Origin of the sequence: Roseateles sp. DB2, assembly GCF_051857535.1 — a bacterium.
Classification (GTDB): domain Bacteria; phylum Pseudomonadota; class Gammaproteobacteria; order Burkholderiales; family Burkholderiaceae_C; genus Roseateles_B.
The window spans coordinates 33119-56667 of record NZ_JBPZGY010000002.1; the positions used below are offsets into that span (position 1 = coordinate 33119).

At 69.7% G+C, this 23549-nt stretch carries 21 protein-coding genes; 16 read left to right on the top strand and 5 right to left on the bottom strand.

What is annotated here, in order from left to right:
* Positions 1-13: 13 nt before the first annotated feature.
* The gene (locus ACS5PK_RS02615) at positions 14-2377 is read right to left on the bottom strand and encodes an ATP-binding protein (protein ID WP_439438725.1); all 2364 of its coding nucleotides are present in this window, start codon (positions 2375-2377) and stop codon (positions 14-16) included.
* Between the two features lie 141 nt (positions 2378-2518).
* Here ACS5PK_RS02615 and ACS5PK_RS02620 point away from each other — a divergent pair, with 141 nt between their 5' ends.
* The 3 genes from ACS5PK_RS02620 (at position 2519) to ACS5PK_RS02630 (ending at position 6269) form a co-directional block, all read left to right on the top strand.
* Positions 2519-3673 carry a benzoate/H(+) symporter BenE family transporter gene (locus ACS5PK_RS02620; RefSeq protein WP_439438726.1) on the top strand — a complete coding sequence of 385 codons (1155 nt, stop codon included), beginning with the start codon at positions 2519-2521 and terminating at the stop codon, positions 3671-3673.
* A 49-nt stretch (positions 3674-3722) separates the two neighbouring features.
* Positions 3723-4709 carry a glutathione synthase gene (gene gshB, locus ACS5PK_RS02625; protein WP_439438727.1) on the top strand — a complete coding sequence of 329 codons (987 nt, stop codon included), beginning with the start codon at positions 3723-3725 and terminating at the stop codon, positions 4707-4709.
* Positions 4710-4958: 249 nt separating this feature from the next.
* Complete coding sequence (locus ACS5PK_RS02630) at positions 4959-6269, top strand: chitinase (protein WP_439438728.1); 1311 nt, start codon at positions 4959-4961, stop codon at positions 6267-6269.
* A gap of 52 nt (positions 6270-6321) precedes the next feature.
* Here the strand turns inward: ACS5PK_RS02630 and ACS5PK_RS02635 are convergent, their stop codons facing one another.
* A complete protein-coding gene (locus ACS5PK_RS02635) occupies positions 6322-7680 on the bottom strand; it encodes a cytochrome P450 (RefSeq protein WP_439438729.1) in 1359 nt (452 codons plus the stop codon).
* Between the two features lie 78 nt (positions 7681-7758).
* Between ACS5PK_RS02635 and ACS5PK_RS02640 the strand changes: the two genes are divergently transcribed.
* Positions 7759-8649, top strand: coding sequence for a helix-turn-helix domain-containing protein (locus ACS5PK_RS02640; protein ID WP_439438730.1), 891 nt, complete (start codon positions 7759-7761; stop codon positions 8647-8649).
* 46 nt (positions 8650-8695) lie between these two features.
* Positions 8696-10558 (top strand): ATP-binding cassette domain-containing protein, encoded by a 1863-nt coding sequence (locus ACS5PK_RS02645; RefSeq protein ID WP_439438731.1) that lies wholly within the window; start codon positions 8696-8698, stop codon positions 10556-10558.
* A 109-nt stretch (positions 10559-10667) separates the two neighbouring features.
* On the opposite strand, the gene ACS5PK_RS02650 is transcribed toward ACS5PK_RS02645, so the two are convergent.
* Positions 10668-11306: a response regulator gene (locus tag ACS5PK_RS02650; RefSeq protein WP_439438732.1), complete on the bottom strand. Its 639-nt coding sequence runs from the start codon at positions 11304-11306 to the stop codon at positions 10668-10670.
* 214 nt (positions 11307-11520) lie between these two features.
* Here ACS5PK_RS02650 and ACS5PK_RS02655 point away from each other — a divergent pair, with 214 nt between their 5' ends.
* Positions 11521-13089, top strand: coding sequence for a diguanylate cyclase domain-containing protein (locus ACS5PK_RS02655; RefSeq protein WP_439438733.1), 1569 nt, complete (start codon positions 11521-11523; stop codon positions 13087-13089).
* Positions 13090-13105: 16 nt separating this feature from the next.
* Here the strand turns inward: ACS5PK_RS02655 and ACS5PK_RS02660 are convergent, their stop codons facing one another.
* Positions 13106-14545 carry a PLP-dependent aminotransferase family protein gene (locus ACS5PK_RS02660; protein ID WP_439438734.1) on the bottom strand — a complete coding sequence of 480 codons (1440 nt, stop codon included), beginning with the start codon at positions 14543-14545 and terminating at the stop codon, positions 13106-13108.
* Between the two features lie 73 nt (positions 14546-14618).
* On the opposite strand from ACS5PK_RS02660, the gene ACS5PK_RS02665 reads away from it, so the two are divergent.
* The 6 genes from ACS5PK_RS02665 (at position 14619) to ACS5PK_RS02690 (ending at position 19310) form a co-directional block, all read left to right on the top strand.
* Positions 14619-15335, top strand: coding sequence for an aspartate/glutamate racemase family protein (locus ACS5PK_RS02665; protein ID WP_439438735.1), 717 nt, complete (start codon positions 14619-14621; stop codon positions 15333-15335).
* A 61-nt stretch (positions 15336-15396) separates the two neighbouring features.
* Positions 15397-16608: a PLP-dependent aminotransferase family protein gene (locus ACS5PK_RS02670; protein ID WP_439438736.1), complete on the top strand. Its 1212-nt coding sequence runs from the start codon at positions 15397-15399 to the stop codon at positions 16606-16608.
* Positions 16605-17108, top strand: a complete 504-nt coding sequence (locus ACS5PK_RS02675; protein WP_439438737.1) for a GNAT family N-acetyltransferase — start codon at positions 16605-16607, stop codon at positions 17106-17108. The genes ACS5PK_RS02670 and ACS5PK_RS02675 overlap by 4 nt, the downstream gene beginning before the upstream one ends.
* A gap of 33 nt (positions 17109-17141) precedes the next feature.
* Positions 17142-17987 carry a PhzF family phenazine biosynthesis protein gene (locus ACS5PK_RS02680; RefSeq protein ID WP_439438738.1) on the top strand — a complete coding sequence of 282 codons (846 nt, stop codon included), beginning with the start codon at positions 17142-17144 and terminating at the stop codon, positions 17985-17987.
* Positions 17988-18012: 25 nt separating this feature from the next.
* Positions 18013-18591, top strand: a complete 579-nt coding sequence (locus tag ACS5PK_RS02685) for a VOC family protein (RefSeq protein ID WP_439438739.1) — start codon at positions 18013-18015, stop codon at positions 18589-18591.
* Positions 18588-19310 carry an alanyl-tRNA editing protein gene (locus ACS5PK_RS02690; protein ID WP_439438740.1) on the top strand — a complete coding sequence of 241 codons (723 nt, stop codon included), beginning with the start codon at positions 18588-18590 and terminating at the stop codon, positions 19308-19310. The genes ACS5PK_RS02685 and ACS5PK_RS02690 overlap by 4 nt, the downstream gene beginning before the upstream one ends.
* A gap of 491 nt (positions 19311-19801) precedes the next feature.
* On the opposite strand, the gene ACS5PK_RS02695 is transcribed toward ACS5PK_RS02690, so the two are convergent.
* Positions 19802-20284 (bottom strand): c-type cytochrome, encoded by a 483-nt coding sequence (locus ACS5PK_RS02695; protein WP_439438741.1) that lies wholly within the window; start codon positions 20282-20284, stop codon positions 19802-19804.
* A gap of 181 nt (positions 20285-20465) precedes the next feature.
* On the opposite strand from ACS5PK_RS02695, the gene ACS5PK_RS02700 reads away from it, so the two are divergent.
* The 4 genes from ACS5PK_RS02700 (at position 20466) to ACS5PK_RS02715 (ending at position 23542) form a co-directional block, all read left to right on the top strand.
* Complete coding sequence (locus ACS5PK_RS02700; protein ID WP_439438742.1) at positions 20466-21158, top strand: cytochrome b/b6 domain-containing protein; 693 nt, start codon at positions 20466-20468, stop codon at positions 21156-21158.
* A 96-nt stretch (positions 21159-21254) separates the two neighbouring features.
* Positions 21255-21749 carry a GNAT family N-acetyltransferase gene (locus ACS5PK_RS02705; protein ID WP_439438743.1) on the top strand — a complete coding sequence of 165 codons (495 nt, stop codon included), beginning with the start codon at positions 21255-21257 and terminating at the stop codon, positions 21747-21749.
* A gap of 103 nt (positions 21750-21852) precedes the next feature.
* Positions 21853-22755, top strand: coding sequence for an SMP-30/gluconolactonase/LRE family protein (locus tag ACS5PK_RS02710; protein ID WP_439438744.1), 903 nt, complete (start codon positions 21853-21855; stop codon positions 22753-22755).
* Between the two features lie 313 nt (positions 22756-23068).
* Entirely contained in the window at positions 23069-23542 is a 474-nt protein-coding gene (locus tag ACS5PK_RS02715; protein WP_439438745.1) for an ATP synthase subunit I, read from the top strand.
* Positions 23543-23549: the final 7 nt, after the last annotated feature.

Here is a 23549-nt window from a genome sequence, read left to right on the forward strand (position 1 = left end):
GATCCGGGCCGGCTCACAGGCCGGGCGCCGGCTCCTCGGGCTTGATCGGTGGCGCCATGCGGGGCAGGCTGAGCGTGAAGACGGTGCCGGCCCCCGGCTGGCTGTGCACCTGCAGCCGGCCGCCCAGCACCTTGTGCACGAGGCGGTCCACGATCACCATTCCCAGGCCCATGCCACCGGCGCTCAGCCGGGTGCTGAAGAAGGGCTTGAAGAGCTGCTCCAGCGTGGCCTGGTCCATGCCGCGACCGTTGTCGCTGATCCGGCATTGCACCTGCTCGCCGTTGGCTTCGGCCTGGATGCGCACCTCGCCGACCTGCTCCTTCTCGAAGGCATGCAGCAGGGCATTGTTCACCAGATTGATCAGCACCTGGCCCAGCGGGCCGGGGTAGCTGTCCATCTGGATGCCCTCCGGGATGTCGAGCACCACCTGGTGCTGCTGCAGCCGCAGGGTGGGGGACAGCGAGCTGATCAGCTCGCCCACCATCTGGCTGAGATCGAAGCTGCGGCGCTGGGCGCTGGCCTGGTCGGCCGCCACCTGGCGCACCTCCCCGATCAGGCCCACCGCGCGCTGCACGTTTCGGCTGATGAGCTCGGCATGCTCGGCACTGTGGCGCAGAAAGGCGTCCAGCTCTGCGCGGCGCAGCCCGCCCTGGGTGATCCGGGCCTGGAACTGCTGGGCTTCCGTGCGCAAGGACTCGCTGCAGACCAGGGCGTTGCTCATGGGCGAGCTGAGTTCATGTGCCACGCCCGTGATCAGGGCGTCCAGCGTGGCGCGCTGCTGCGCCTGCGCCAGGGCCTCGCGCGATTCGCGCAGGGATTCCATGGCCTCGGCCAGGGCCTCGCCTCGCTCGACCACCCGGGCCTCCAGCGTGGCGTTGAGCTCCAGCACGCGGGCCTCCGCGGCCTTGCGGTCGGCGATGTCTACCATGGTGCCGGCGATGAGCTGGGCGCGGCCCTGGGCGTCCCGGCGCATGACCTGGCCCCGCGAGTGGATCCATCGCCAGGTGCCGGGCTTGCAACGGTGCCGGTACTCCACGTCGTAGGCTGGCGCTTCGCCGCGCAGATGGCGGCGCAAGGCGTCTCGCACGCGGGGCAGGTCCTCAGGATGGCAGTCGTCCTTCCAGTCATAGCCCGGGCTGGGCTGGAACTCGCCGACCGCGTAACCCAGAAGGGTCTGCCAGCGCTCGTTCACATGGGTTTCGCCGGTGATCAGGTCGTGCTCCCAGGTCGCTGCCTGGGTGCCGTCAATCACATGCTGCAGGCGTTCGCGCTCCTGGGCCAGTTGCTGATGGGCCCGTGCGGTGCGACGGCGCTCGGCCAGGGCGCGCCAGAGGGCGGCGCTGAAGAGCAGAGTGCCGGCGATGCCCGCCAGCAGGCCTGCCAGTGGACGCTTGTGCTGGCCTGCGTCGATGAACTCCGGCAGGGGCTGCAGCAGCAGGGTCCAGGGTTGGCCGGCGATGTCCACGCCGAAGCGCTGCTGCAGGGCGTGCGCCGGCCCGGTGTCCGCCGGCGGCAATGCCGTCCCGCTCTCCGACGCCTGGCTGGTGAAGCGCACCGGTGCTTGCTCCCCACTGCCCTCCATGGCCCACAGTCCCATGCCGCCCTGGCGCGCGCGGTCCACCGCCGGGGCCAGCAGCAGCGGCAGTTCCACGACCGCGGCCAGATAGCCGCGCAGACGCGGGCTGCTGCTGTCCGGCATGGTGTCGAAGACGGGCGAGGAGATCGCGAAGCCCCAGGAGCGACGCGCGCCGATGTCGTCCCTGATCACCGCAAAGCTGCTGGAGGCCACGGGCCGACGCTGTGCCGCGGAAACCAGCTTGGAGCTCATGCGCAGCGGGTCCGGCGCCAGGTCGAAGCCCAGGGGCGACTGGCCCGTCGGCCAGCCATACAGCACCGGCACATAGCTGTCCCGCTCAGGCGCTGCTTGCCAGCCCCGGCCGCCAGCGCTGGGCTCGCGGATCTCGAAGCCGGCCAGGCCATCGGCCCGGGCATCCTGCTCCAGCTGCCGGCGCTCGGCGGCCCCGTTCACCAGGGGCTGCCATTCGATCAGGGTCCGAGGTGGCAGCGAGGACGACAGCTCCCGGGCGAACTGCTGGAAGGCGGGCAGGCGCAGTGGCCTGTGGGTGCTCACCAGCAGGGCGGCGCTGCGGCTGGCTTCGACCAGGCGGGCGAGCGTCAACTCCACCTCCAGGCGCACCGGCTCGGCCATGGCCTGCGCGCGCTTCATCGCATGCAGCTGCTCTGCTTCGGTCAGCGCCTGGTACGCCCAGGTGCTGGCGGCCAGGCCGAGACCCAGGGCAAGGGCCAGGAGCAGCAGGTCGCCGGACCGGCCCACCGGGCGGTGCGGCGCAGACGAGTCGTGGATAGATTCGCTCATGGCGGGCGACGGCATCGCGGCGAGTGAGAACGCCGCAGTATTTCAGCTTTCCGGCCGGAACCCAATGCCGGCATGACGAGCAATCCCTTGCGCCTGCTTTGCTGCCTCGGCCCCGGTATGCTCCCGCCCATGCGCCGCTTCATGCAAGACCTGTCCCTGCCCTCCACCGTCGCCGGTTTCGTGGCCGTGCTGGTGGGCTTCACCAGCTCGGTGGCCATCGTCTTTCAGGGCGCACAGGCCTTGGGCGCCAGCTCGACGCAGCTGACGTCCTGGATGTGGGCCCTGGGCCTGGGCATGGGCCTGACCAGCCTGGGCCTGTCCCTTTGGACCCGCCAGCCTGTGCTGACGGCCTGGTCCACGCCGGGGGCCGCCCTGCTGGCCAGCGCGGTGGGGGTGTCCATGCCTGAGGCCGTCGGCGCTTTCATCGTCTGCGCCCTGCTGATCACTGTCGCCGGCTTCAGCGGCCTCTTTGAGCGCCTGATGGACCGCATTCCCATCGCCATCGCTTCGGCCCTGCTGGCTGGCGTGCTGGCCCGATTCGGCCTGGACGCGATGCTGGCCACGCAGAGCGCTCCGGGCCTGGTGCTGAGCATGGCCGGGGCCTTTCTGCTGGGCCGACGCTTCTGGCCGCGCTACGCCGTGCCCGTGGTGCTGCTGACAGGCGTGGCCGTGGCCGGCCTCCAGGGCCGTCTGCACATGGATGCCGTGCAATGGGCCTGGGCCCGGCCGGAGTGGGTGAGCCCGCGTTTCAGCGTGGCGGCGCTCGTTGGCGTGGCGCTGCCGCTGTTCCTCGTGACCATGGCCTCGCAGAACCTGCCCGGCGTGGCAGCGCAGCGGGCCTCCGGCTACCAGACGCCCATCTCGGCCAGCATAGGCGTGACCGGCCTGGCCTCGCTCGTGCTGGCGCCCTTCGGAGGCTATGCGCTGAACCTGGCCGCCATTACCGCCGCCATCTGCATGGGCCGAGAGGCGCATGAAGATCCGGCGCGGCGCTACACCGCGGCGGTGATGGCCGGCGTGTTCTACATCGCCTTGGGCCTGGCCGGGGGTGCCGTCGTGGGCCTGCTGGCGGCCTTTCCGCGGGAGCTGGTAGCGGCCATCGCCGGCCTGGCCCTGCTGGGCACCATCGCCGGTGGGCTGAGCGCTGCCCTGAAGGACGAGGCGCACCGCGATGCCGCCATCCTGACCTTTCTCGTGACGCTTTCGGGCCTCAAGCTGGCGGGCATTGGCTCGGCCTTCTGGGGCGTGGTGGCCGGGGCTCTGGCCCTGATGGTGCAGCGCCTGCGCCGATCCTGACCTGGCTGCCGTTCTCAAGATCCATCGCCTACTCATCCGGACTTTCGCCATGAAACTGCTTTTCGTCGCCGACCCGTTGGACAGCTTCAAGACCTACAAGGACTCGACTTTCGCGATGATGCGCGAAGCCGCCCGCAGGGGCCATGAACTCTGGGCCTGCGAGCCGGCCGACCTGGTCTGGCAGCGCGGCGGCCTGGTCACGGCACGCGGCGCTCAGCAGCTGCAGATCTCGCCCGCGGCCTTGGCCAGCGCCTACGGCACGGACACACAGGACTGGCACACGGTGGCGACCAGGCAAGACCTGGCCCTCGCCGGGGTCGATGCCGTGCTGATGCGCAAGGACCCTCCCTTCGACAGCGAGTTCTTCTACACCACCCAACTGCTGAGCCAGGCCGAGCGCGAGGGCGCCCGGGTCTTCAACAAGCCCTCCGCCCTGCGCGAGCATCCCGAGAAGCTGGCCATCCTGGAGTTCCCCCAGCACATCACGCCCACGCTGGTGACGCGCTCGGCGGCAGCCATCCGTGCCTTCCATGCCGAGCACCGGGACATCATCCTCAAGCCCCTGGACGGCATGGGCGGCATGGGCATCTTCCGCGTCGGCCCGGACGGCATGAACCTCGGCGCCATCATCGAGACACTCAACAAGGACGGCGCCCAGACGGTGATGGTGCAACGCTACCTCCCGGAGATTGCCCAGGGCGACAAGCGCATCCTGCTGGTCGGCGGAGAGGTCGTGCCTTTCGCGCTGGCCCGCATCCCGCAAGGTGGCGAGGTGCGCGGCAATCTGGCGGCCGGCGGCAAGGGCGTGGCCATGCCGCTCACCGAGCGCGAGCGCGAGATCGCCCAGCATCTGGCCCCCATCCTGGCCGGGCGCGGTCTGCTGCTGGTGGGTCTGGACGTGATCGGGCCCTGCCTCACCGAGATCAATGTCACCAGCCCCACCTGCTTCCAGGAGATCGGGGCGCAGACGGGCTTCGACGTGGCGGCGCTTTTCGTCGATGCCCTGGAAAAGGCAGTGGGCGCGGCCCAGGGTTGATCCGCATGCCGCACGGACGGATCGGATAGTCAAATACCAGAGCAAGACCAAAAAAATACCAATGCCCCCTGATCCTTGCCGATCGGGTGGGGCACTCGTCGGGGCTTGCGCGGCTTGCCCTGGCGGGCCGGGGAAAGACGGGTGCTGCTGCCGAGGAGGGGTCGTCCACGAACGGCCCAGGACGGCGCCTGTGACGGCTGCCGGACACGGGCTGTTGCCCCGCCCTGCACCGATTCCCTGGAGGTTTGCATGTCCCCGTCCGCCCGCCCCTGTCTGCTGAGCCTGGCCCTGCTGGCCGCCGGCATCTCCCTCACGTCGACCACCCTGGCCGCCACCTGCTCGGCCGCCTGGGCCGAAGGCAAGACCTATACCGCCAACACCCTTGCCAGCTACCAGGGCAAGGACTACAGCGCCCTGGTGACCCACACGGCCTACGCCGGGGCCAACTGGAACCCGGCCGCCACGCCCTCGCTGTGGCGCTTCGTGGCCGACTGCACGGCCAGCCCAACGCCAACCCCCACCCCCACACCCACCCCCACACCCACACCCACACCCACACCGACACCGACACCGACACCGACACCGACACCGACACCGACCCCCGGCCTGCCCAAGCACGCCCTGATCGGCTACTGGCACAACTTCGCCAACGGCGCAGGCGCGCCCATCCGTGTGAAGGACGTGTCCGATGACTGGGACGTGATCATGATTTCCTTCGCCAGCGACGCGGGCGACGGCGGCGTGGCCTTCCAGCTTGATCCCGGCGCGGGCTCGGAAGCCGACTTCATCGCCGACATCGCTGCCAAGCGCGCCAAGGGCAAGAAGGTGGTGCTGTCCCTGGGCGGCCAGGAAGGGCGCATGACGCTCAACACCAGCGCGCAGGTCACGAACTTCGTCAACACCCTGGCGGCGCTGATTGCGAAGTACGGCTTCGACGGCATTGACCTGGACCTGGAGAGCGGTGCCGGCGTCTCGCTGGGGTCTCCCATCATCAACAACCTCATCACGGCGGTGAAGCAGCTCAAGGCCAAGGTGGGGCCAGGCTTCTACCTCTCGATGGCACCCGAGCATCCCTATGTGCAGGGGGGCTACGTGGCCTACGGCAGCATCTGGGGCGCCTACCTGCCCATCATCGACGGCCTGCGGGATGAGCTGACGATGATCCACGTGCAGTACTACAACAACGGCGGCTTCACCTACGCCGACGGACGCCAGCTCAGCGAGGGCACGGTGGACGGCCTGGTGGGTGGCAGCCTGATGCTGATCGAGGGCTTCAAGGTCAGCCAGGGCACGGGCTGGGAGTTCAAGGGCCTGCGCCCCGATCAGGTGGCCTTCGGCGTCCCGTCGGGCACGCGCTCGGCCGGCCGGGGCTATGCGCCGCCCAGCGTCATCAACCAGGCGCTGACCTGCCTCACCCTGCTGCAGAACTGCGGCGCGGTGAAGCCCAAGGTCGCCTATCCAAGCTTCCGTGGTGCCATGACCTGGTCCATCAACTGGGACCGTGCGGACGGCTACACCTTCTCGGTGCCCGTGAAGGCGCAGCTGAAGACCCTGCCCTGAGTGGCAGGTCCCCGGCAAGACCTGACCCCGGCAGGCCGGCCGGGGTCCGGGCTCAGCGCCGCTTCAGGCTCAGTTGCAGCGGCACGTCGGGGCGCAGGGTGATGTCCAGGCGCGGTCGCGGCGCGGGCTGGCCGGGCAGGGCCTCAAGCACATAGCGCTGCAGCAGCAGGGCGGCAACCAGGCTCATCTCGGTCAGGGCGAAATGGCTGCCCAGGCACACGCGCGGGCCGGCGCCGAAGGGCAGCCAGGCGCCGCGCGGGATCTCGGGATGGCCGGCCGCAGGGTCGAAGCGCTCGGGACGGAAGGCCTCCGGATCCAGGAACCAGCGTGGGTCGCGGTGGGTGAGGGCGGGCGTGATGCGCACCATGCTGCCCACCGGCAAGGTATAGCCTGCCACTTCCAGCGGCGCCGTGGTGCGGCGCGAGAGCAGGCCGGCCGCCGGCGGGTACAGGCGCAGGCTTTCCTTGAAGCTCAGGGCCAGGCGCGGCAGACGGGGCAGGTCCGAGGCGGTGGGCAGGCGATCGCCCAGCACCTCGCGTACTTCGTCGGCCACGCGGCGTTGCTCGGCCGGATGTGAGGCCATGCACCAGCCCCACCATGTCAATCCCGCCGCGGTGGTCTCGTGGCCGGCCAGGAAGGTGGTCATGCACTCGTCGCGCAGGCCCGTGGCATCAAAGCCCTGGCCTTGCGGGTCACGCGCCGCCAGCATCATGCCCAGCAGGTCCTCGCGCGGGGACGGATCGTCCAGGCGCTGGCGGATCTCGCCGTCGATCAGGCCCTTGAGCTGCCGCAGGGCGCGGCGCTTGCGAGCCTTCCACGGGGCCCACAGCGGTGCGCTGACGGGCCAGTAGAACTCCTTCATGGCCTCCACACTGAGGTCGTGCACCGCGGCGGCGGTGGCGCGGCCCTGGGCCTCGTCGCTGCGGGAGAAGAGACTGCGCAGGATCACCTCCATGGTGATCTGCGTCATCTCGGCTTCGAAGTTGACCACGGTCTGACCCTGCCAGCGGTCCAGACCCTGGGCGGCGGCCTCTGCCATCAGGGGCACAAAGCTCTCGACCCGCTTGGGAGCGAAGCCGGGCTGCAGCATCTGGCGCTGCCGCTTCCAGGGCGCACCCTCCGCCACCAGCACGCTGCGGCCATGGGCGCTGGCGAAAATCTCGATGCCGCGCTCCCAACGGATCATCTGATCGTGCGAGGCGACCAGCAGCTCGCGGATGTGGTCCGGGTGCACGAAGCTGTAGTCCACGAGGTTCACGAAGCGCTGGCGAACGACATCGCCGTGCTGCGCGTGCCACTGGCGCAGCGAGCCGAGGTAGTCGCGGCTGAGGGCACGCAGTCGATCGAAGCCCAGGCCGGCGGGGCCGGGGGGCAGGGCGGTCTTTGAGGGGGCGAGGGTCTGGGTGTTCATGGGCCCGCATGGTGGCAAGGCCGCGGCGGCGGGTCTTGAACGAAATCGACATCGGGGTATTGTCCGCAGCGAAGCGGCGTGAGTCCCTGGCCTGACTACACTGGCGCCATGGACAGCGACCGCCACCCCGATGCCGTCGCCCGGCTGATTGCGCCCAGCCTGGCCCTGAGCGGCTGCCTCTATGCTTCCCTCTGGCGCGACACCAGCGCTGCCGCCTCGCTGACGCCGGCTCAGCGCAGCAGCCATTTCCCTGCCACGCCCTATTGCGGCATGACCTGGACCCTGTATGGCGACGGCTGCGAGATCCTGGACGACGGCAGCGAGCGCCGCCTGCCCGCTGCCTGCCTGGTCGGCGGCCCGCGCAGCCGGCCGGTGCAATTCCGCTCCGATGCCGGCATCCGCTGCTTCATGGTGGCCTTCCTGCCCGATGCGCTGCATGCGCTGACGGGCCTGGACCTGGCGGCGCACATGGACCGCTACGTTCCCATGGCCGAGGTGCTGGGGTCGGAGTGGCTGACCCTGAACGAGGCCATGCTGGCGGCTGGTGACGAGCAATCCTGCCAGGAGATCCTCGAGGCCTTTCTGCTGCCGCGCTGGCGTGCCTGCGCCCAGACGCCGGCGGCGCCACCGCGCCGCTACCGCGACTGGATGCAGAACCTGGCGCTGAAGGCGGTGGCGGGCGGGCATGGGGACAGCCTGCGCCAGGTCGAGCGCCGCATCAAGCGCTGGAGTGGCCAGAGCATGCAGGCACTTCGCCGTGTCAGCAGGGCGGAGTCCACCTTCCATCGCGTGCGTCGCGAGATGGAGGCCGGCGAGGTGCTGTGGAGCGCCCTGGCCCAGGATGCCGGCTACGCGGACCAGGCCCATCTGTGCCGCGAGACCCGCCGCGTTACCGGCTTCAGCCCCGAGGAACTGCGCCGTCGCATCGACACCGACGAGGCCTTCTGGGCCTATCGCGTCTGGGTCTGAGGCCTTTGGGGAAGGCAGGGCGCCGCCTCTGGGACAATCCGGCCCCATGGCTGTCCTCTCCCTGACCAATGCCCATCTCGCCTACGGCCATGTGCCGCTGCTGGATGGCGCCAATTTCGCGCTTGAAACCGGTGAACGCGTGGGCCTGATCGGCCGCAACGGCACCGGCAAGTCCTCCCTGCTCAAGATCCTGGCCGGCATCGACAAGCTCGACGACGGCCTGCTGCAGCTGCAGCTGGGCCTGCGCAGCGTCTATGTGCCCCAGGAGCCTGAGCTGCGGGCAGAGGCGAGCATCTTCGACGTGGTCAGTGAGGGCGTGGCCGAGGCCCGCGCGCTGCGCGAGCGCTTCGAGGCGCACGCACCTGGCGAGGACCTGGACGCCTTGCAGACGCGCCTGGAGCAATTGGGCGGCTGGACCTGGGAGCAGCGGGTCGAGGAGACTCTGCAGCGCCTGGGCCTGGACGGCAGCCGTCAGGTTGGCGCCTTGTCCGGCGGCCTGAAGAAGCGCGTGGCCCTGGCCCGCGCCCTGGTGGCCCAGCCCGATGTGCTGCTGCTGGACGAGCCCACCAACCACCTGGACCTGGACGCCATCGCCTGGCTGGAAGGCCTGCTCAATGGCTTCAAGGGCAGCCTGCTGCTGATCACCCACGACCGTGCCTTCCTGGACAACGTCTGCAACCGCATCGTCGAGCTGGACCGCGGCCAGCTGCGCGGCTACCCCGGCAACTTCGCCGCCTTCCAGGCCGCCAAGCAGTACGAGCTGGAGAACGAGGCCCTGGCCAATGCCCGCTTCGACAAGGTGCTGGCGCAGGAGGAGGTCTGGATCCGCAAGGGCGTCGAGGCGCGGCGCACCCGCAGCGTGGCACGCGTCGCGCGTCTGGTGCAGATGCGCGAGGCCCATGCCGCCCGCCGCGACGTGCAGGGCAAGGTGCGCCTGGACATCGCCACGGGGGATGCCAGCGGCAAGATCGTCGCGGAGTTGGACAAGGTCAGCAAGCGCTTCGGCGAGCGCACCGTGGTGCGCGAGTTCAGCACCACCATCCTGCGCGGCGACAAGATCGGCCTGATCGGCCCCAACGGCGCGGGCAAGACCACGCTGCTGAAACTGATCCTGGGCGAGCTGGCGCCGGACAGCGGCACCGTGCGCCAGGGAACGCGCCTCACCGTGGCCTACTTCGACCAGATGCGCGACGGCCTCAACCTGGAGGCCACGCTGGCCGACACCATCAGCCCCGGCAGCGAGTGGATCGAGATCGGCAACCAGCGCAAGCACGTGATGAGCTACCTGGGCGACTTCCTCTTCGCCCCGCAGCGCGCCAACTCGCCGGTCAAGAGCCTCTCCGGCGGTGAGCGCAACCGCCTGCTGCTGGCCCGGCTCTTCGCCCGCCCGGCCAATGTGCTGGTGCTGGACGAGCCCACCAACGATCTCGACATCGAGACCCTGGAGCTGCTGGAAGAGCTTCTGCAGGACTACGACGGCACCGTCTTCCTGGTCAGCCATGACCGCCGTTTCCTGGACAACGTGGTCAGCTCGACCCTGGTCGCCGAGGGCGATGGCGTCTGGCGCGAGTACGAGGGCGGCGTGCAGGACTGGCTGACGCAGTCTCAGCGCGCCAAGGCCATGGTCGCGGCGGCGGCGCCCAAGGCCGTTGCACCGACGCCGGCTCCGGCCGCGGCGGCGGCGCCCAAGCGCAAGCTGAGCTACAAGGAGCAGCGCGAGCTGGACGAACTGCCCGGCCGCATCGAGGCCCTGGAGGCCGAGCAGGCCGCGCTGAACGCCCTGATCGGCGGTACCGAGCTGTACACGCAGGGGGCGGGCCGCATTCAGGAGGTCACCAACCGCGCTTCGGCCATCGAGGACGAGCTGATGGTCCTGCTGGAGCGCTGGGAGACGCTGGGCGCCCGCTGAACGCCCGCTGAACGCCCGCTGAACGCCCACTGAACGCCCACTGAACGCCCACTGAACGCCCACTGAACGCCCGCTGAACGCCCACTGAACGCCGCCGGCTGAGCCGGCCTCAGGCGCGCTGCAGCTTGTCGGCCGGGATCAGGCCGCTCTTGTTCTTCAGCTGCACGACCAGCTCCCCCTGGCGGATGACCACGGTGTCCACGACCTCGGTGCTGCTGCCCAGCTTGACCTTGTCGCCCGGTTTGAGCGGGGGAACGGCGGGCATGGCCGGCATGGCAATGGGGGGTGACACCCGCTGCATCACCTGTGGGGAGGTCATCACCTGCTGCAGGCGCTGATGCAGATCAGGCCGTTCCTTGGCCAGCTTCTCCAGTGCCTGGCGCAGGGTGCTCTTGAGCTCCTGAGCCGTGAAGGGCTTCTTGAGCAGGAAGCGAGCACCGGCTGCCTGCGCCTGGGCTTGCTGCTCGGGCCCGGTCTCGAAACTCAGCAGCGCGAGCCGGCAGTCCGGCACCTGCTGGCAGACCCGCTGGTACAGGGCGATGCCGCTGAGTGTCTCCTTGGGGAACCAGTCACAGATGAGGAACTGGGGGCGGAAACCGGGCAGCAGGGCCAGGGCCTCGTCGGGCCGGTTGCAGCAGCGGATGCTGTCTGCCGGGAAGCCGTAGCTCTCCAGCAGCTGGCGAGCGAAGGTCTGCACGCCGGCCAGCGGATCGACGATGAGGAAGTTGAGCGGGGCGGGGGCGGTCATGGCGGCGCTGCCGGGGGAGGCTGGGGATTGCAAACCATCTTAGCGACCCCGCCCTGCGCTGCGCTGACGGCCTGGTCAAGTCCTGCCGCGCAAACCCGGCCAGCGTGAAATAAGTGCGTGACGCTGCCGCGACGCCCGCCCCGTCCACGCTGCCGGGCCTGCGGGTTTGGCCCTAGCATGGGCCGTTCAGGCCAGTTGCAGGAAAGTCCGTTGCATGGGTCTCAGGCGCCAGATAGTCGGCTATGTGTTCGCGCTCTGTGCGGGCTGCGTCCTGCTGGGCATCTGGGCCATCCAGCGCGGCCTGGCGCAGGCTTACGAGGACGTGGAACTGGAGGAGGCCCACGACGACTTCCAGCACCTGGTGGCCGTCCTGGACGGCGAGATCCAGCATCGCGAGCGCATGCTGCGCGAATGGCGCCTGTGGCCCGAGCTGCGACGCCACCTGATGCGGCCGGACCCCGCCTTCATCCAGCGCAATTTCAGCCCCTCCTACCTGGGGCAGCTCGGCCTGGACGGCCTGCTGCTGCTGGACGAGCGGGGCGAGTTGGTGCTGCAGGCCTGGGCGGCCGTGGATGGGGCAAGCTGGCTGGCTTCCCTGCCGGCCGGCACCCGCCGCTGGCTGAGCGCGCCTCCTTCAGAGGGGCCGGCCTGCGGACTGGCAGGTTCGCCCGACTACCTGGTGTTGCTGTGCCGCCGCCCGCTGGAGGAGCCGGGGCTGCGCGATGGGGCCCGTGGCGTGCTGGTCATGGCCGAGCGCCTGGACAGCCACTTCCTGCGGCAGCTCGAGCGCCGCGTCGGCCTGCCCGTGCGATTCGTGCCTGCGGCTCAGGCCCTGCCCCTGGCCGGCGACCAGGTGCAGCCCCTGGGCAGCGCCGAGTTGCCAGGAGCAGGCCCCTGGAGCCTTCGCCGGCTGGACGAACGGCTGCTGATGCACTGGCCCCTGCCCGTGGCCGGCGAGCCCCTGCAGCGTGTGGCTCTGGAGGTTCAGCACGGGCGCCGCATCGCCCAGCGCGGCGAACGTGAGGCCCGCGAGCGCCGCCTGACCGCAGGGGTGCTGGCCCTGGTCTTCAGTCTGACCCTGGCCTGGCTGCTGGACCGCACGGTGATCTCGCGCGTAGTGCGCATGCGGCGCGAGCTGGCCGCCATCCGCGAGCAGCGGCGGTGGCATGCCGCGGTCACCCTGCAGGGCGCGGACGAGATCAACGAGCTGGGCGCCGGCATCAACCACCTGCTATCCGTCATCGATCGCCAGGTCTACGAGCTGGAAAAGCTCTCGCTGACCGACGCCCTGACCGGCCTGCCCAATCGGCGCTGCTTCAGCCAGCGCCTGGGCCTGTCCCTGCGTCAGCAGCACCGCAGCGGGGCCTCGCTGTGCCTGATCCTGATCGACGTGGATCACTTCAAGCTCTACAACGACCACTACGGTCACGCCGCTGGCGACCAGGCCTTGCAGCAGGTCGCGCGCTGCCTGCAGCAGGTGGCGCGCCGCCCCACGGACCTGCCGGCCCGCCTGGGTGGCGAGGAGTTCGCACTGCTGCTGCAGGACACGGATGCGGACGGTGCACTGCACCAGGCCGAAGAGTTCCGCGCCCTGCTGGCTCAGGCCCACATCGCCCACGAGGCCCAGCCGGGTCAGGGAGACAGCCGGCCCCGACGCATCACCGCCAGCATCGGCCTGGCGATGTTCGCCACGCCGGACAGCCCGGACACCCTCTACCAGCGTGCCGACGCCGCGCTGTACCGCGCTAAGGCCGCCGGCCGGGACCGCATCGAGTGCGCCTGAGATCTGCCCTGCGGCTTCAGCGCAGGCGCTCCTCGCGCATGGCCTGCAGTCGGCGCCAGAAGCGGGCGTCCTGCGAGGTGGCGAAGTTGATGCGCATGAGGCTGCCGGCCTGGCGGGTGGCGCTGAACAGCACGCCCGGCGCGATCAGCCAGCCCTCGTCCAGCATGCGCTGGGCCAGGCGTTCGGTGTCCATGCCCACCTCCAGCCAGCCGAAGAGGCCGGCCGGCGGCGTAACGAAGCGGCAGCCGGCGGCCTCGGCCAGGGGCACGACGCGCTGGCGGGCGGCGTCCAGGCGGGCGATCACGCGCTCGGCATGGCGGCGCAGCGTGCCCTGCTCCAGGCACACGGCCACGGCGCGGTCCATCAGGGGGCTGGTGGTCAGCGTGGTCAGCAGCTTCTGCTCGGTCAGCTGGGCCACGACCTCGGGCGCCGCCGCCACGAAGCCCACGCGCCAGGCGGGCGTGAGGATCTTGGAGAAGCCCGAGACGTAGAGCGTGCGCCGCAGCCCGTCCAGGGCCGAGAGCCGCGGCGCGTGGTTGGGGGCCATGGAGGCGTAGGTGTCGTCCTCGACGATCTGGAAGTCCTGCGCCTCGGCCAGCTTGAGGATCTGGTGCGCGCGCGCCAGCGAGAGCGTGCCGCCCGTGGGGTTGTGCAGCACCGAGACCGTCACGTACATGCGTGGCCGGTGCTCCTGGGCCAGTTGGGTCATGATGGCCATGTCCGGCCCGTCTGCGCCGCGGGGCACGGGCAGCAGGCGCATGCCGGCCTGGGAGAGCCGGGCGTACTCGATGGACCAGCCGGGATCGTCCACCAGCACGGCGTCGCCGGGTTGCAGCAGGCGCCGGGTGATCAGGTCCAGGGCATGGGTGGCGCCCACGGTGCTGATGATCTGGTCCGCCGGGGCGCTGATGCCCAGATCGTCCAGGCGGCGGGCCAGGGCCTGGCGCAGGCGCAGGTCGCCGCCGGGCTCGCCGTACTGCAGGGCCAGGGGGTCGTCCCCGTCGGTCTGGGCCAGCACGCGGCGCATGGCGCTCTGCAGCAGGGGCAGGTCCAGCCATTCGCCGGGCAGGGTGCCCAGGCCCGGGGCGTGGCGGGCGTCGGCCTGGAACATGCCGCGGATCAGCGCGGTGGCGTCCAGGGGCACGCCCTGGGGGATGCCTACCGGCGGGCGTGCGGGCTCGCTGCGCCCGGGTGCCACGGGCTGCGGCCGCAGGTCCCGCACGAAGAAGCCGCGCTGCTTGCGCGCCTCCACCAAGCCGGCGGCCAGCAACTGGTCATAGGCGGCGACCACGGTGTAGGGGCTCACGCGGTGATGGCGGGCGCATTCGCGCACCGAAGGCAGACGGCTGCCCGGCAGCAGCAGGCGCTGCTGGATGCGCTGGGAGAACCGCTGGGCGAGCTGCTGGGCCAGGGTCTGGCCGGCGTCGCGCTGCAGGGAGGCTGTGTCGGTGTGCATGCCAGTACAGTTTCTAGTGCTGTCTGGACAAGTGTATTGGTTCTGTACTGGCTGCGGGTCGTAGACTGGGCCGATGCAGACGTCTTCTACCCGTGTTCTGGGACTGCTCGGCGGCATGAGCTGGGAGTCCAGCGCGCAGCTGTATGCCCTGATCAACCGCGAGGTGGCCGCCCGCCAGGGTGGGCTGCACAGCGCGCGCCTGCTGCTGTGGAGCGTGGACTTCGACGAGATCGCCACCCTGCAGCGCGAGGATCGCTGGGACGAGGCAGGGCGCCTGCTGGGCGAGGCCGCGGCCGGCTTGCGTCGCGCCGGCGCCGGCGCTCTGATGCTGGCGACCAACACCATGCACCGGGTGGCCCCGGCCATCGAGGCCGGCGGCGGCCTGCCCCTGCTGCACCTGGTGGACCTGACGGCGCAGGCCCTGAAGCGCCAGGGCATCAGCCGCGCCGCGCTGATGGGCACGCGCTACACCATGGTGCCGGGCTTCTACACCGAACGCATGAATGCCCAGGGCATCACCGTCCTGAGCCCCCAGGGCGAGGACGCCGAGGTGGTGCACCGCATCATCTTCGAGGAACTGTGCCGAGGCGATGTGCGCGCCAGCTCGCGCCAGGCCCTGCTGGACCAGGCCGGCCGCCTGGCCGCGCAGGGCGCACAGGCCTTGATCCTGGGCTGTACCGAACTGGGACTCTTGCTGGATGATGCGGTCCAGCAGGACTGCCCGCTGCCGTTCTTCGACAGCACCCGCCTGCAGGCGCAGGCGGCTGCGGACTGGCTGCTGGCCCCGTGATTCCACCGGGGCCTTCGCCGGCCCCCCGACACTTTTCCGACGACTTGCTGGAGACAAGAAGATGAGCACCACCCCCTGGAACCTGGCCCAACGCGCCGCGCGCATGAATCCGTCCATCATTCGCGAGATCCTCAAGGTCACCGAGAAGCCGGGCATCCTGTCCATGGCCGGCGGCCTGCCGTCGGCGGACACCTTCCCGGTCGAGGCCCTCAAGACCGCCTGCGACCGCGTGCTCTCGCTCAATGCCAAGGAATCCCTGCAGTACGCCGCCAGCGAGGGCTTCGCGCCGCTGCGCGAGTGGGTGGCCGCCCGCGTGGCGCGCTTGGGGCTGGAGTGCTCGCCGGACCAGGTGCTGATCACCAGCGGTTCGCAGCAGGGCCTGGACCTGGTCGGCAAGATCCTCTGCGATGCCGGCGCTCCCGTGGCCGTGGAGACGCCCACCTACCTCGGCGCCCTGCAGGCCTTCACGCCCTACGAGCCCCTCTTCACCAGCCTGGCCAGCGACCAGGAAGGCCCGCTGCCCGAGGCCTTCGGCCGCCTGGCCCATGACGCGCCCGGCACCCGCTTCGCCTACCTGCTGCCCAACTACCAGAACCCCACCGGCCGCGTGATGAGCGCCGAGCGCCGCCAGGCCGTGATGGCCGCGGCCAAGGCCGCCAACGTGCCGGTCGTGGAAGACAACCCCTACGGTGACCTGTGGTTCGACGAGGAGCCGCCGGCCGCCCTGAGCTCGCTGTGGCCCGAGGGCTCCATCTACCTGGGTTCCTTCTCCAAGGTGCTGACCCCCGGCTTCCGTCTGGGCTACATCATCGCGCCCAAGGCCCTGTACCCCAAGCTGCTGCAGGCCAAGCAGGCCGCCGACCTCCACACCCCGGGCTTCAACCAGCGCGTGGTCTACGAGGTCATCAAGGACGGCTTCCTGGACCAGCACATTCCCAGCATCCGCGCCCGCTACAAGGCCAACCGCGATGCCATGGCCGCGGCCCTGGAGAAGTACCTGCCGGCCGGCTGCGAGTGGCAGAAGCCCAAGGGCGGCATGTTCTTCTGGATCCGCCTGCCCGAAGGCCTGGATGCCATGGCCCTGCTGCCCAAGGCTGTGGATGCCAACATCGCCTACGTGCCCGGCGCGGCCTTCTACGCCGCCAATCCCGATCCGCGTGCCCTGCGCCTGTCCTTCGTGACCCTGACGCCGGAGTTGATCACCGAAGGCGTGGCCATCCTGGGGCGCGTGCTGGGCGAGGCGCTGGAGTCCGGCGTCCAGCCCACCCCTTGAGGCGCACCGTGGCGGACGAGGGCCTGCAACGTCAGCTCGGGGAGCGTCGCTACCGGCTGGGCTTCGCGCCGGCCGACATCGACGCCATCGCGGCCCATGCCTACCTGAGCCGGGCCTACTGGTCCGAAGGCATCCCCCTGGCCCTGGTGCAGCGGGCCATCGAGCATTCGCTGTGCATTGCGCTGCGTTGCGCTGAAGGCGAGGGGCCTGAGCACCAGGTGGGCTTCGCTCGCATGGTCACGGACCGGGCCAGCTACGCCTACCTCTGCGATGTCTACGTGTTGGAAGCTCACCGCCGCCAGGGCCTGGCCGACTGGATGATGCAGACCCTGCTGCAGCATCCGGACCTGCAGGGTCTGCGTCGCTTGCAGCTGGTCACGCGGGACATGCAGGCCCTCTACGCCCGCCACGGCTTCCAGCCCCTGGCCCATCCTGAGCGTGGCATGGAGATTGCCCGGCCCGGCTTGTACCTGCGCGACGGCACCCGGCCGCCGCCCTGAGAAATTCCATCCTCACCGTCTGAAGGAGGCTTGATGAGCCCGCGTTCGCGTCCCTTTGCCCAGGTCGATGTCTTCACGGCGGTGCCGCTCAAGGGCAATGCCCTGGCGGTGGTGGTGGACGGCACGGGTCTCGACGAGACCCAGATGCAGGCCTTCGCCCGCTGGACCAATCTCAGCGAAACCACCTTCCTGCTGCCGCCCACCCTGCCGGAGGCGGACTACCGCGTGCGCATCTTCACGCCCGGCGGCGAGCTGCCCTTCGCGGGCCATCCGACCCTGGGCTCGGCCCATGTCTGGCTGAAGCACGGCGGCGTGCCCAGGACGCCGGGCCGCATCGTGCAGGAGAGCGCCATCGGTGCGGTGACCCTGCGCCAGGACGGCGAGCGCCTGGCCTTCGCCGCGCCGGCCCTGGTGCGCAGCGGCCCGGTGCCGGCGGATCTGCGCGCCCAGGTCGTGCGCTGCCTGCGTGTGGCGGACACGCAGTTGCTGGACGTGGTCTGGGTGGACAACGGCGGGCCGCCCTGGGTGGCCGCGCGAATGGAGACGGCCGAGGCTGTGCTGGCCCTGCAGCCGGACTTCGGGGCCATGCAGGGCCTGGACCTGGGCGTGGTCGGCGCCTACCCGCCGGGGCATGAGCTGCAGTTCGAGGTGCGCGGCTTCGTGCCCGGCCTCTCGGTGCCCGAGGACCCGGTGACGGGCAGCCTCAATGCCGGCCTGGCCCTGTGGCTGATCGGCAGCGGTCTGGCTGCGTCGTCCTACGCGGCGGGGCAGGGCCGGGTGCTGGGCCGGGATGGCCGCATCCATGTCCGCAGCGAAGGCGGCACCTGCTGGATCGGCGGGGATGTCGTGTCCCTGATTGACGGGCACGTCTACTTGTGAGGCCCTGAACACGGCGGGAGATGTCATGGACATGGATCATCTGGTGGTCGCTGCGGCCACGCTGGAAGACGGGGTGGCCTGGTGCGAGCGGACGCTGGGTGTGCATCCGGTGCCAGGCGGCAAGCATGCGCTGATGGGCACGCACAATGCCCTGCTCAACATCAGCTCGGCCACGCATCCGCGCTGCTACCTGGAAATCATCGCCATCGATCCTGAGGCGCCGCGGCCCGGCCGTGCGCGCTGGTTCGACCTGGATCAGCCCGAGCTGCGTCAGTGCCTGGCCCAGAGGCCAGGCCTCATCCACTGGGTTGCCCGGGTGCCCGGTCTTGAGGCCACGCTGTCCCAATGGCGCAGTGAAGGCGTGGATGCCGGCCAGCCTGTGGCGGCCTCGCGCGGCCTGCTGAGCTGGCAGATCGCCCTGCGCGAGGATGGCCGGCGGCTTCGTCGCGAAGGCCTGCCGGTGCTGATCGAATGGGGCGAGCGGCATCCCTGCGATGCCCTGCCTGAGAGCCCTGTCCGCCTGAAGGCCTTCGAGGCCCGGGACGGCCTGCGGGCCTGGCTGGACACGCCTAGGGGAGAGACGATGCTGGAGGTGATCGGGTGACGCAGGACCTGTTCCGGGACGATGCAGGGCTTCTGGAGTGCAGGGCCCGGTTGCTGCGCGTGGACGAGCGAGGCCTGCTGGTGGACCGCACCGTGTTTTACCCGCAAGGCGGCGGGCAGGCCGGTGATGCGGGCGAGATGGTGCTGGCCGACGGCCGCGTGATCGCCATCGCTGACACCCGCAAGGGCGAGGGCCTGGAGATCCTGCACCTGCCCGCGGCGGGGCAGGCGCTGGAGGGGCTGATGCCTGGCCAGGACGTGCAACTGCGCATCGATGCCCAGCGGCGCCGGGCGCACATGCGCTTTCACACGGCCACACACCTGCTGTGCGCACTGGTGCCGCATCCGGTGGACGGCTGCTCCATCACCGCGGGCTATGCGCGACTGGACTTCCACATGAGCGAGCCCCTGGACAAGGAGGCCCTGACGGCGGGCCTGGCCCGCCTGGTGGCCGAGGCACGTCCCGTCCGGCTGAGCTGGATCACCGACGCCGAGTTGGACGCCAACCCCGGCCTCGTGCGCAGCATGAGCGTGCAGCCGCCGCGCGGCAGCGGCCGCGTGCGCCTGGTCGAGATCCAGGGCGTGGACCTGCAGCCCTGCGGCGGGACCCATGTGGCGAACACCGCCGACATCGGCGCCGTCGTCGTCACGAAGATCGAGAAGAAGTCCGCCAAGACCCGGCGGGTCGTGCTGGGCTTTGCCCAGTCAGGCGAAGCCTGAGGCGGACTTCTTCGGGGAGTCCTCATATCGGCGCAGCCGATGTGAGGGCGCACCAGAAGCCCCTTGTATCCAAGACCCGGCGGGTCGTGCTGGGCTTTGCCCAGTCAGGCGAAGCCTGAGGCGGACTTCTTCGGGGAGTCCTCATATCGGCGCAGCCGATGCGAGGGCGCACCAGAAGCCCCTTGTATCCAAGACCCGGCGGGTCGTGCTGGGCTTTGCCCAGTCAGGCGAAGCCTGAGGCGGACTTCTTCGGGGAGTCCTCATATCGGCGTAGCCGATGTGAGGGCGCACCAGAAGCCCCTTGTATCCAAGACCCGGCGGGTCGTGCTGGGCTTTGCCCAGTCAGGCGAAGCCTGAGGCGGACTTCTTCGGGGAGTCCTCATATCGGCGCAGCCGATGTGAGGGCGCACCAGAAGCCCCTTGTATCCAAGACCCGGCGGGTCGTGCTGGGCTTTGCCTCCTCAGCCGAGGCGTGAGGGGGCGCCAGCCGCTCAGTGGCCCTTCTGCTTGAAGCTGTCGTGGCAGGCCTTGCAGCTCTGGCCCACGGCGCCCGCGGCGATCTTCACGTCTTCCTGCTTGCCGGACTTGACCGCCGCCTGCAGCTTGCCGACCTCGGCCTGCAGCTTGTCGGCAGCCTCCTGGAATTTGGCCGATTGGCTCCAGACCTCGGGCAGGGCTTCACTGCCCTTGACCTTCTCGCTGCCCGGCACGAAGGCGGTGAAGGGCAGCTTGGACACGACGGCGATCACGGCCATGTTGTCCTCGACCGCCTTGGCGTCATAGGGCGCCTTGCCCTGGGCCATGTCGTTGAGGCGCTTGAAGTGCGTGGCCATCAGCTCGAAGCCGGCTCGACGGTACTCGACGGCATCGGCGGGGCGCTTGAAGGCGCTCTGTGCCTGGGCGCTGCCCAGCGCGCAGGCGAAGCACAGCAGGGCCAGCAGGGGGGTGCGGGACTTGGTGGGGATCGAATGCATGAGGTCTCCGTGTAGGGCTTGGGGGCAGTCCGGCGGGGCCGGAACGGGTCGGCGCAGTGTAGGCCAGGGCCCGGCGGGGCGGCTGGCGTGGCGGTGGCGCCTGTGGTGCGGCGCCATCGGGCAAGGGCGGCTTTCGCAGCGCCGACTTGGGTTCGTTCCGGGGCTCGGGTATCGTTGACGCATGAAGGATCTCGCCACTCACCAAACCCTTAGGGTCTGGGATCTGCCTACCCGCCTCTTCCATTGGGGGCTGGTGGTGGCCGTCGCAGGGGCAGTGGTCTGCGCCAAGATGGGTGGCAACGCCATGGCCTGGCACCTGCGTTTCGGCTATGTGGTGCTGGCGCTGCTGGTGTTCCGGCTTTTGTGGGGCCTGTTCGGTGGGCACTGGTCTCGCTGGCGGCAGATGCTTTACGGACCTGCGGCGACCTGGCGCTACCTTCGGGGACAGGCCTTGCCTGACGACCACTTCGACGTCGGTCACAACCCTCTGGGCGCGCTCTCGGTGCTGGCCATGCTGGCCTGGCTGGCGGTGCAGGTGGGTTCGGGCCTGATCTCCGACGATGAGGTGGCGACCACCGGCCCCATGGCGGCCTGGGTGAGCAGTGAGACCAGTCTGTCCTGGACGGACTACCACCAGCACCTGGGGCAGTGGGGGCTCTACGGCATGCTGAGCCTGCACATCGGCGCGGTGCTGTTTCATCAATGGTTCAAGCGCCGCCAGTTGATCGGCCCCATGCTCGTGGGCGACAAGCTGGCGCCGGCCCATCTCCAAGGCAGCCGGGACTCCGCGGCCACCCGGCTTTTTGCGCTGACCCTGCTGACAGCCTGTGCGGCGGCGGTGTATCTGCTCGTCAGCCTTGGGGCGCCGGCCTGAGAGCGAGGCCCGCGCCCAGGGGCTCGCCCGGCGCTTGCCCTGGCAGTCGCCTCCCGACAACGGCGGTGCCTGCGGCCTGGGTACACTGGCCTGCCTATGGATGCATCGAACCAGATCGAACTGATCAGTCCCGATAGCCCCCAGATGTGGGAGGAAGCGCGAGAGATCCTGCGTGAATACGCGCAGAGCCTTGCGGTGGACCTGTGTTTCCAGGGCTTTGAGCAGGAGCTGCTGCAACTGCCCGGCGAATATGCGCAGCCCTCGGGCTTGCTGCTGCTGGCCCTGGTGGATGGTCAGGTGGCCGGCTCCGGCGCCTTTCGCAATCTGCCTGACGTGGACTACGCCAACGCCTGCGAAATGAAGCGCCTGTATGTGAGGCCGGCCTTCCGCCGCTTCGGGCTGGGGCGCATCATGGCTCAGACGCTGATCGAGCGTGCCACCCAGGCCGGCTACTCGGCCATGCTGCTGGACACCCTGGACGATATGGAAGCCGCGCGCGGTCTCTACGGCAATCTCGGCTTCCAGACCGTGCCGCCGTACTACTACAACCCCATTCCAGGCGCCCATTACCTCAAGGTCGACCTGGCCTGAGCGAGGCCGATGCCTGCGCACGCCGGCTGGCGGGCTGAGGGGGGGCGGGGTTACGTCCGATTACCCCGCTAGCATGGCTGCCTAGCCTTCACGTAGCGCCGCCATGAGCCCCTCCCCAGACCTTCGCCCCGCCCATCTGCATGCTGCCGGCCTGGGGGAGTCCCCGCTGTGGCATGCGCAGGAGCAGGCGCTTTACTGGCTGGACATCCCCGGCAAGGAGCTGTTGCGCCTGCGATCCGATGGTCAGACCCTGGACCGCTGGCCTCTCCCGGCCGAGCCCGGCTGCATTGCGCGCCGGGCCAGCGGTGGCCTGCTGTTGGCGCGCCGCGACGGCGTGCATGCCTTTGATCCTTCGACGGGGGGCTCCGAGCTGCTGCTGTCGCCGCCCTACGACCCGGCTCGCCAACGCTTCAACGACGGCAAGGCCGATCCGCAGGGGCGCTGGTGGATAGGTGGCATCGACGACGCGCGGGCCCCCGAGGCCTTCTTCTATCGCCTCGATGTGCACGGCTGCCAGGCCCTGATCCCTGGCGTGAGCACCGGCAATGGCCTGGCCTTCAGTCCGGACGGTCGCAAGCTCTACTGCTCTGACACCAAGGCCCACACGATCTATGTACGGGACTACGAGCCCGCCACCGGGGTGCCTGGCGAGGCGCGCGTGCTGGCGCGCTTCGCGCCGCGCGAGGCCTCGCAGCCCCTGTCCTCCTATGGCGGCCGGCCGGACGGTGCGGCCATGGATGTCGAGGGCGCCTACTGGGTCGCCCTGTTCGAGGGGCAGCGGCTGCTGCGCCTGTCGCCGGATGGTGGCGTGCTGGCCGAGGTGTCTCTGCCTGTGCGCTGCCCCACCATGCCCGCCTTCGGAGGGCCGGACTTGCGCACCCTGTTCATCACGACCGCACGCCAGGGGCGGCCGGCGGAAGAGCTGGCCGGGCAGCCGTGGGCGGGCTGTGTGCTGCAACTGCGGGTGGATGTGCCCGGCCTGCCGGTGCCTGCGGTGGCTCTGTAGGCGAGCCTGGTCGTCGCTCCGCAGGTGTGGCAAGGTCTGCCGCCTGCCTCAGTGCTGGGCGCCTGAGCGTCGTTCTGGTGCGTGCCAATGACAAAAGGCACTTGCCGGACCTTGTCAAGGGCAAGCCCTGATGCATTGTTGGGCGTCTGTTAAGTGCCTGTAAGGGGAAACCACATATAATCTTTGGGTTTTGCCGATCGACCCCCAAGGATCCGTGAGCTCCGAACCGCATGACGCCGCCAAGGCCGACAAAGCCTCAGCGACCCATGCAGCGACCCCTGCTGCGCAGCAGTCCACGCCGCAGGCTCCTGCCGTGCCTACCGGCGTGCGCCCTGATCCATGGAATGAAGACGGCGAGGAAGATTTCAAGGCCCGTGAGCCCCTGACGCCTGAAGAGGCGGCAGCCTGGCGGGCCCGGCACCGAGCGACGTCGCCCTGGCGTGTGGTCTTGTTCCAGGGGGTGGCGGCGGTGCTGATGGTGGTGCTGTGGACCCTATTCGGGTCGGCCCGCCATGGACTGTCGGCGCTGTTCGGCGCCTTGGCCGTGGTCGGTCCCAATGCCTTGATGGCATGGGGGACGACCCGGCGCCCGGCCACGATGGCGGGAGCTGCATTGCTCTCCCTGATGGTCTGGGAGCTGATCAAGATTCTCTTGGTCGCCGTCATCCTGTTGGCGGTGATCAAAGGGGTGCCTGACCTGCGTTGGCCGGCTCTGCTGCTGACCATGGTCGTGTGCCTCAAGGTTTATTGGCTGGTCCTGCTTCGGTGGGGCCGAAACAAAAATTAGACGGAAC

Bases quoted from the DNA above. Each gene is read 5' to 3' on its own strand.
- ACS5PK_RS02615 (WP_439438725.1), bottom strand. From the start codon at position 2,377: ATGAGCGAATCTATCCACGACTCGTCTGCGCCGCACCGCCCGGTGGGC.
- ACS5PK_RS02620 (WP_439438726.1), top strand. From the start codon at position 2,519: ATGCAAGACCTGTCCCTGCCCTCCACCGTCGCCGGTTTCGTGGCCGTG.
- gshB (WP_439438727.1), top strand. From the start codon at position 3,723: ATGAAACTGCTTTTCGTCGCCGACCCGTTGGACAGCTTCAAGACCTAC.
- ACS5PK_RS02630 (WP_439438728.1), top strand. From the start codon at position 4,959: ATGTCCCCGTCCGCCCGCCCCTGTCTGCTGAGCCTGGCCCTGCTGGCC.
- ACS5PK_RS02635 (WP_439438729.1), bottom strand. From the start codon at position 7,680: ATGAACACCCAGACCCTCGCCCCCTCAAAGACCGCCCTGCCCCCCGGC.
- ACS5PK_RS02645 (WP_439438731.1), top strand. From the start codon at position 8,696: ATGGCTGTCCTCTCCCTGACCAATGCCCATCTCGCCTACGGCCATGTG.
- ACS5PK_RS02650 (WP_439438732.1), bottom strand. From the start codon at position 11,306: ATGACCGCCCCCGCCCCGCTCAACTTCCTCATCGTCGATCCGCTGGCC.
- ACS5PK_RS02655 (WP_439438733.1), top strand. From the start codon at position 11,521: ATGGGTCTCAGGCGCCAGATAGTCGGCTATGTGTTCGCGCTCTGTGCG.
- ACS5PK_RS02660 (WP_439438734.1), bottom strand. From the start codon at position 14,545: ATGCACACCGACACAGCCTCCCTGCAGCGCGACGCCGGCCAGACCCTG.
- ACS5PK_RS02665 (WP_439438735.1), top strand. From the start codon at position 14,619: ATGCAGACGTCTTCTACCCGTGTTCTGGGACTGCTCGGCGGCATGAGC.
- ACS5PK_RS02670 (WP_439438736.1), top strand. From the start codon at position 15,397: ATGAGCACCACCCCCTGGAACCTGGCCCAACGCGCCGCGCGCATGAAT.
- ACS5PK_RS02680 (WP_439438738.1), top strand. From the start codon at position 17,142: ATGAGCCCGCGTTCGCGTCCCTTTGCCCAGGTCGATGTCTTCACGGCG.
- ACS5PK_RS02685 (WP_439438739.1), top strand. From the start codon at position 18,013: ATGGACATGGATCATCTGGTGGTCGCTGCGGCCACGCTGGAAGACGGG.
- ACS5PK_RS02695 (WP_439438741.1), bottom strand. From the start codon at position 20,284: ATGCATTCGATCCCCACCAAGTCCCGCACCCCCCTGCTGGCCCTGCTG.
- ACS5PK_RS02700 (WP_439438742.1), top strand. From the start codon at position 20,466: ATGAAGGATCTCGCCACTCACCAAACCCTTAGGGTCTGGGATCTGCCT.
- ACS5PK_RS02705 (WP_439438743.1), top strand. From the start codon at position 21,255: ATGGATGCATCGAACCAGATCGAACTGATCAGTCCCGATAGCCCCCAG.
- ACS5PK_RS02710 (WP_439438744.1), top strand. From the start codon at position 21,853: ATGAGCCCCTCCCCAGACCTTCGCCCCGCCCATCTGCATGCTGCCGGC.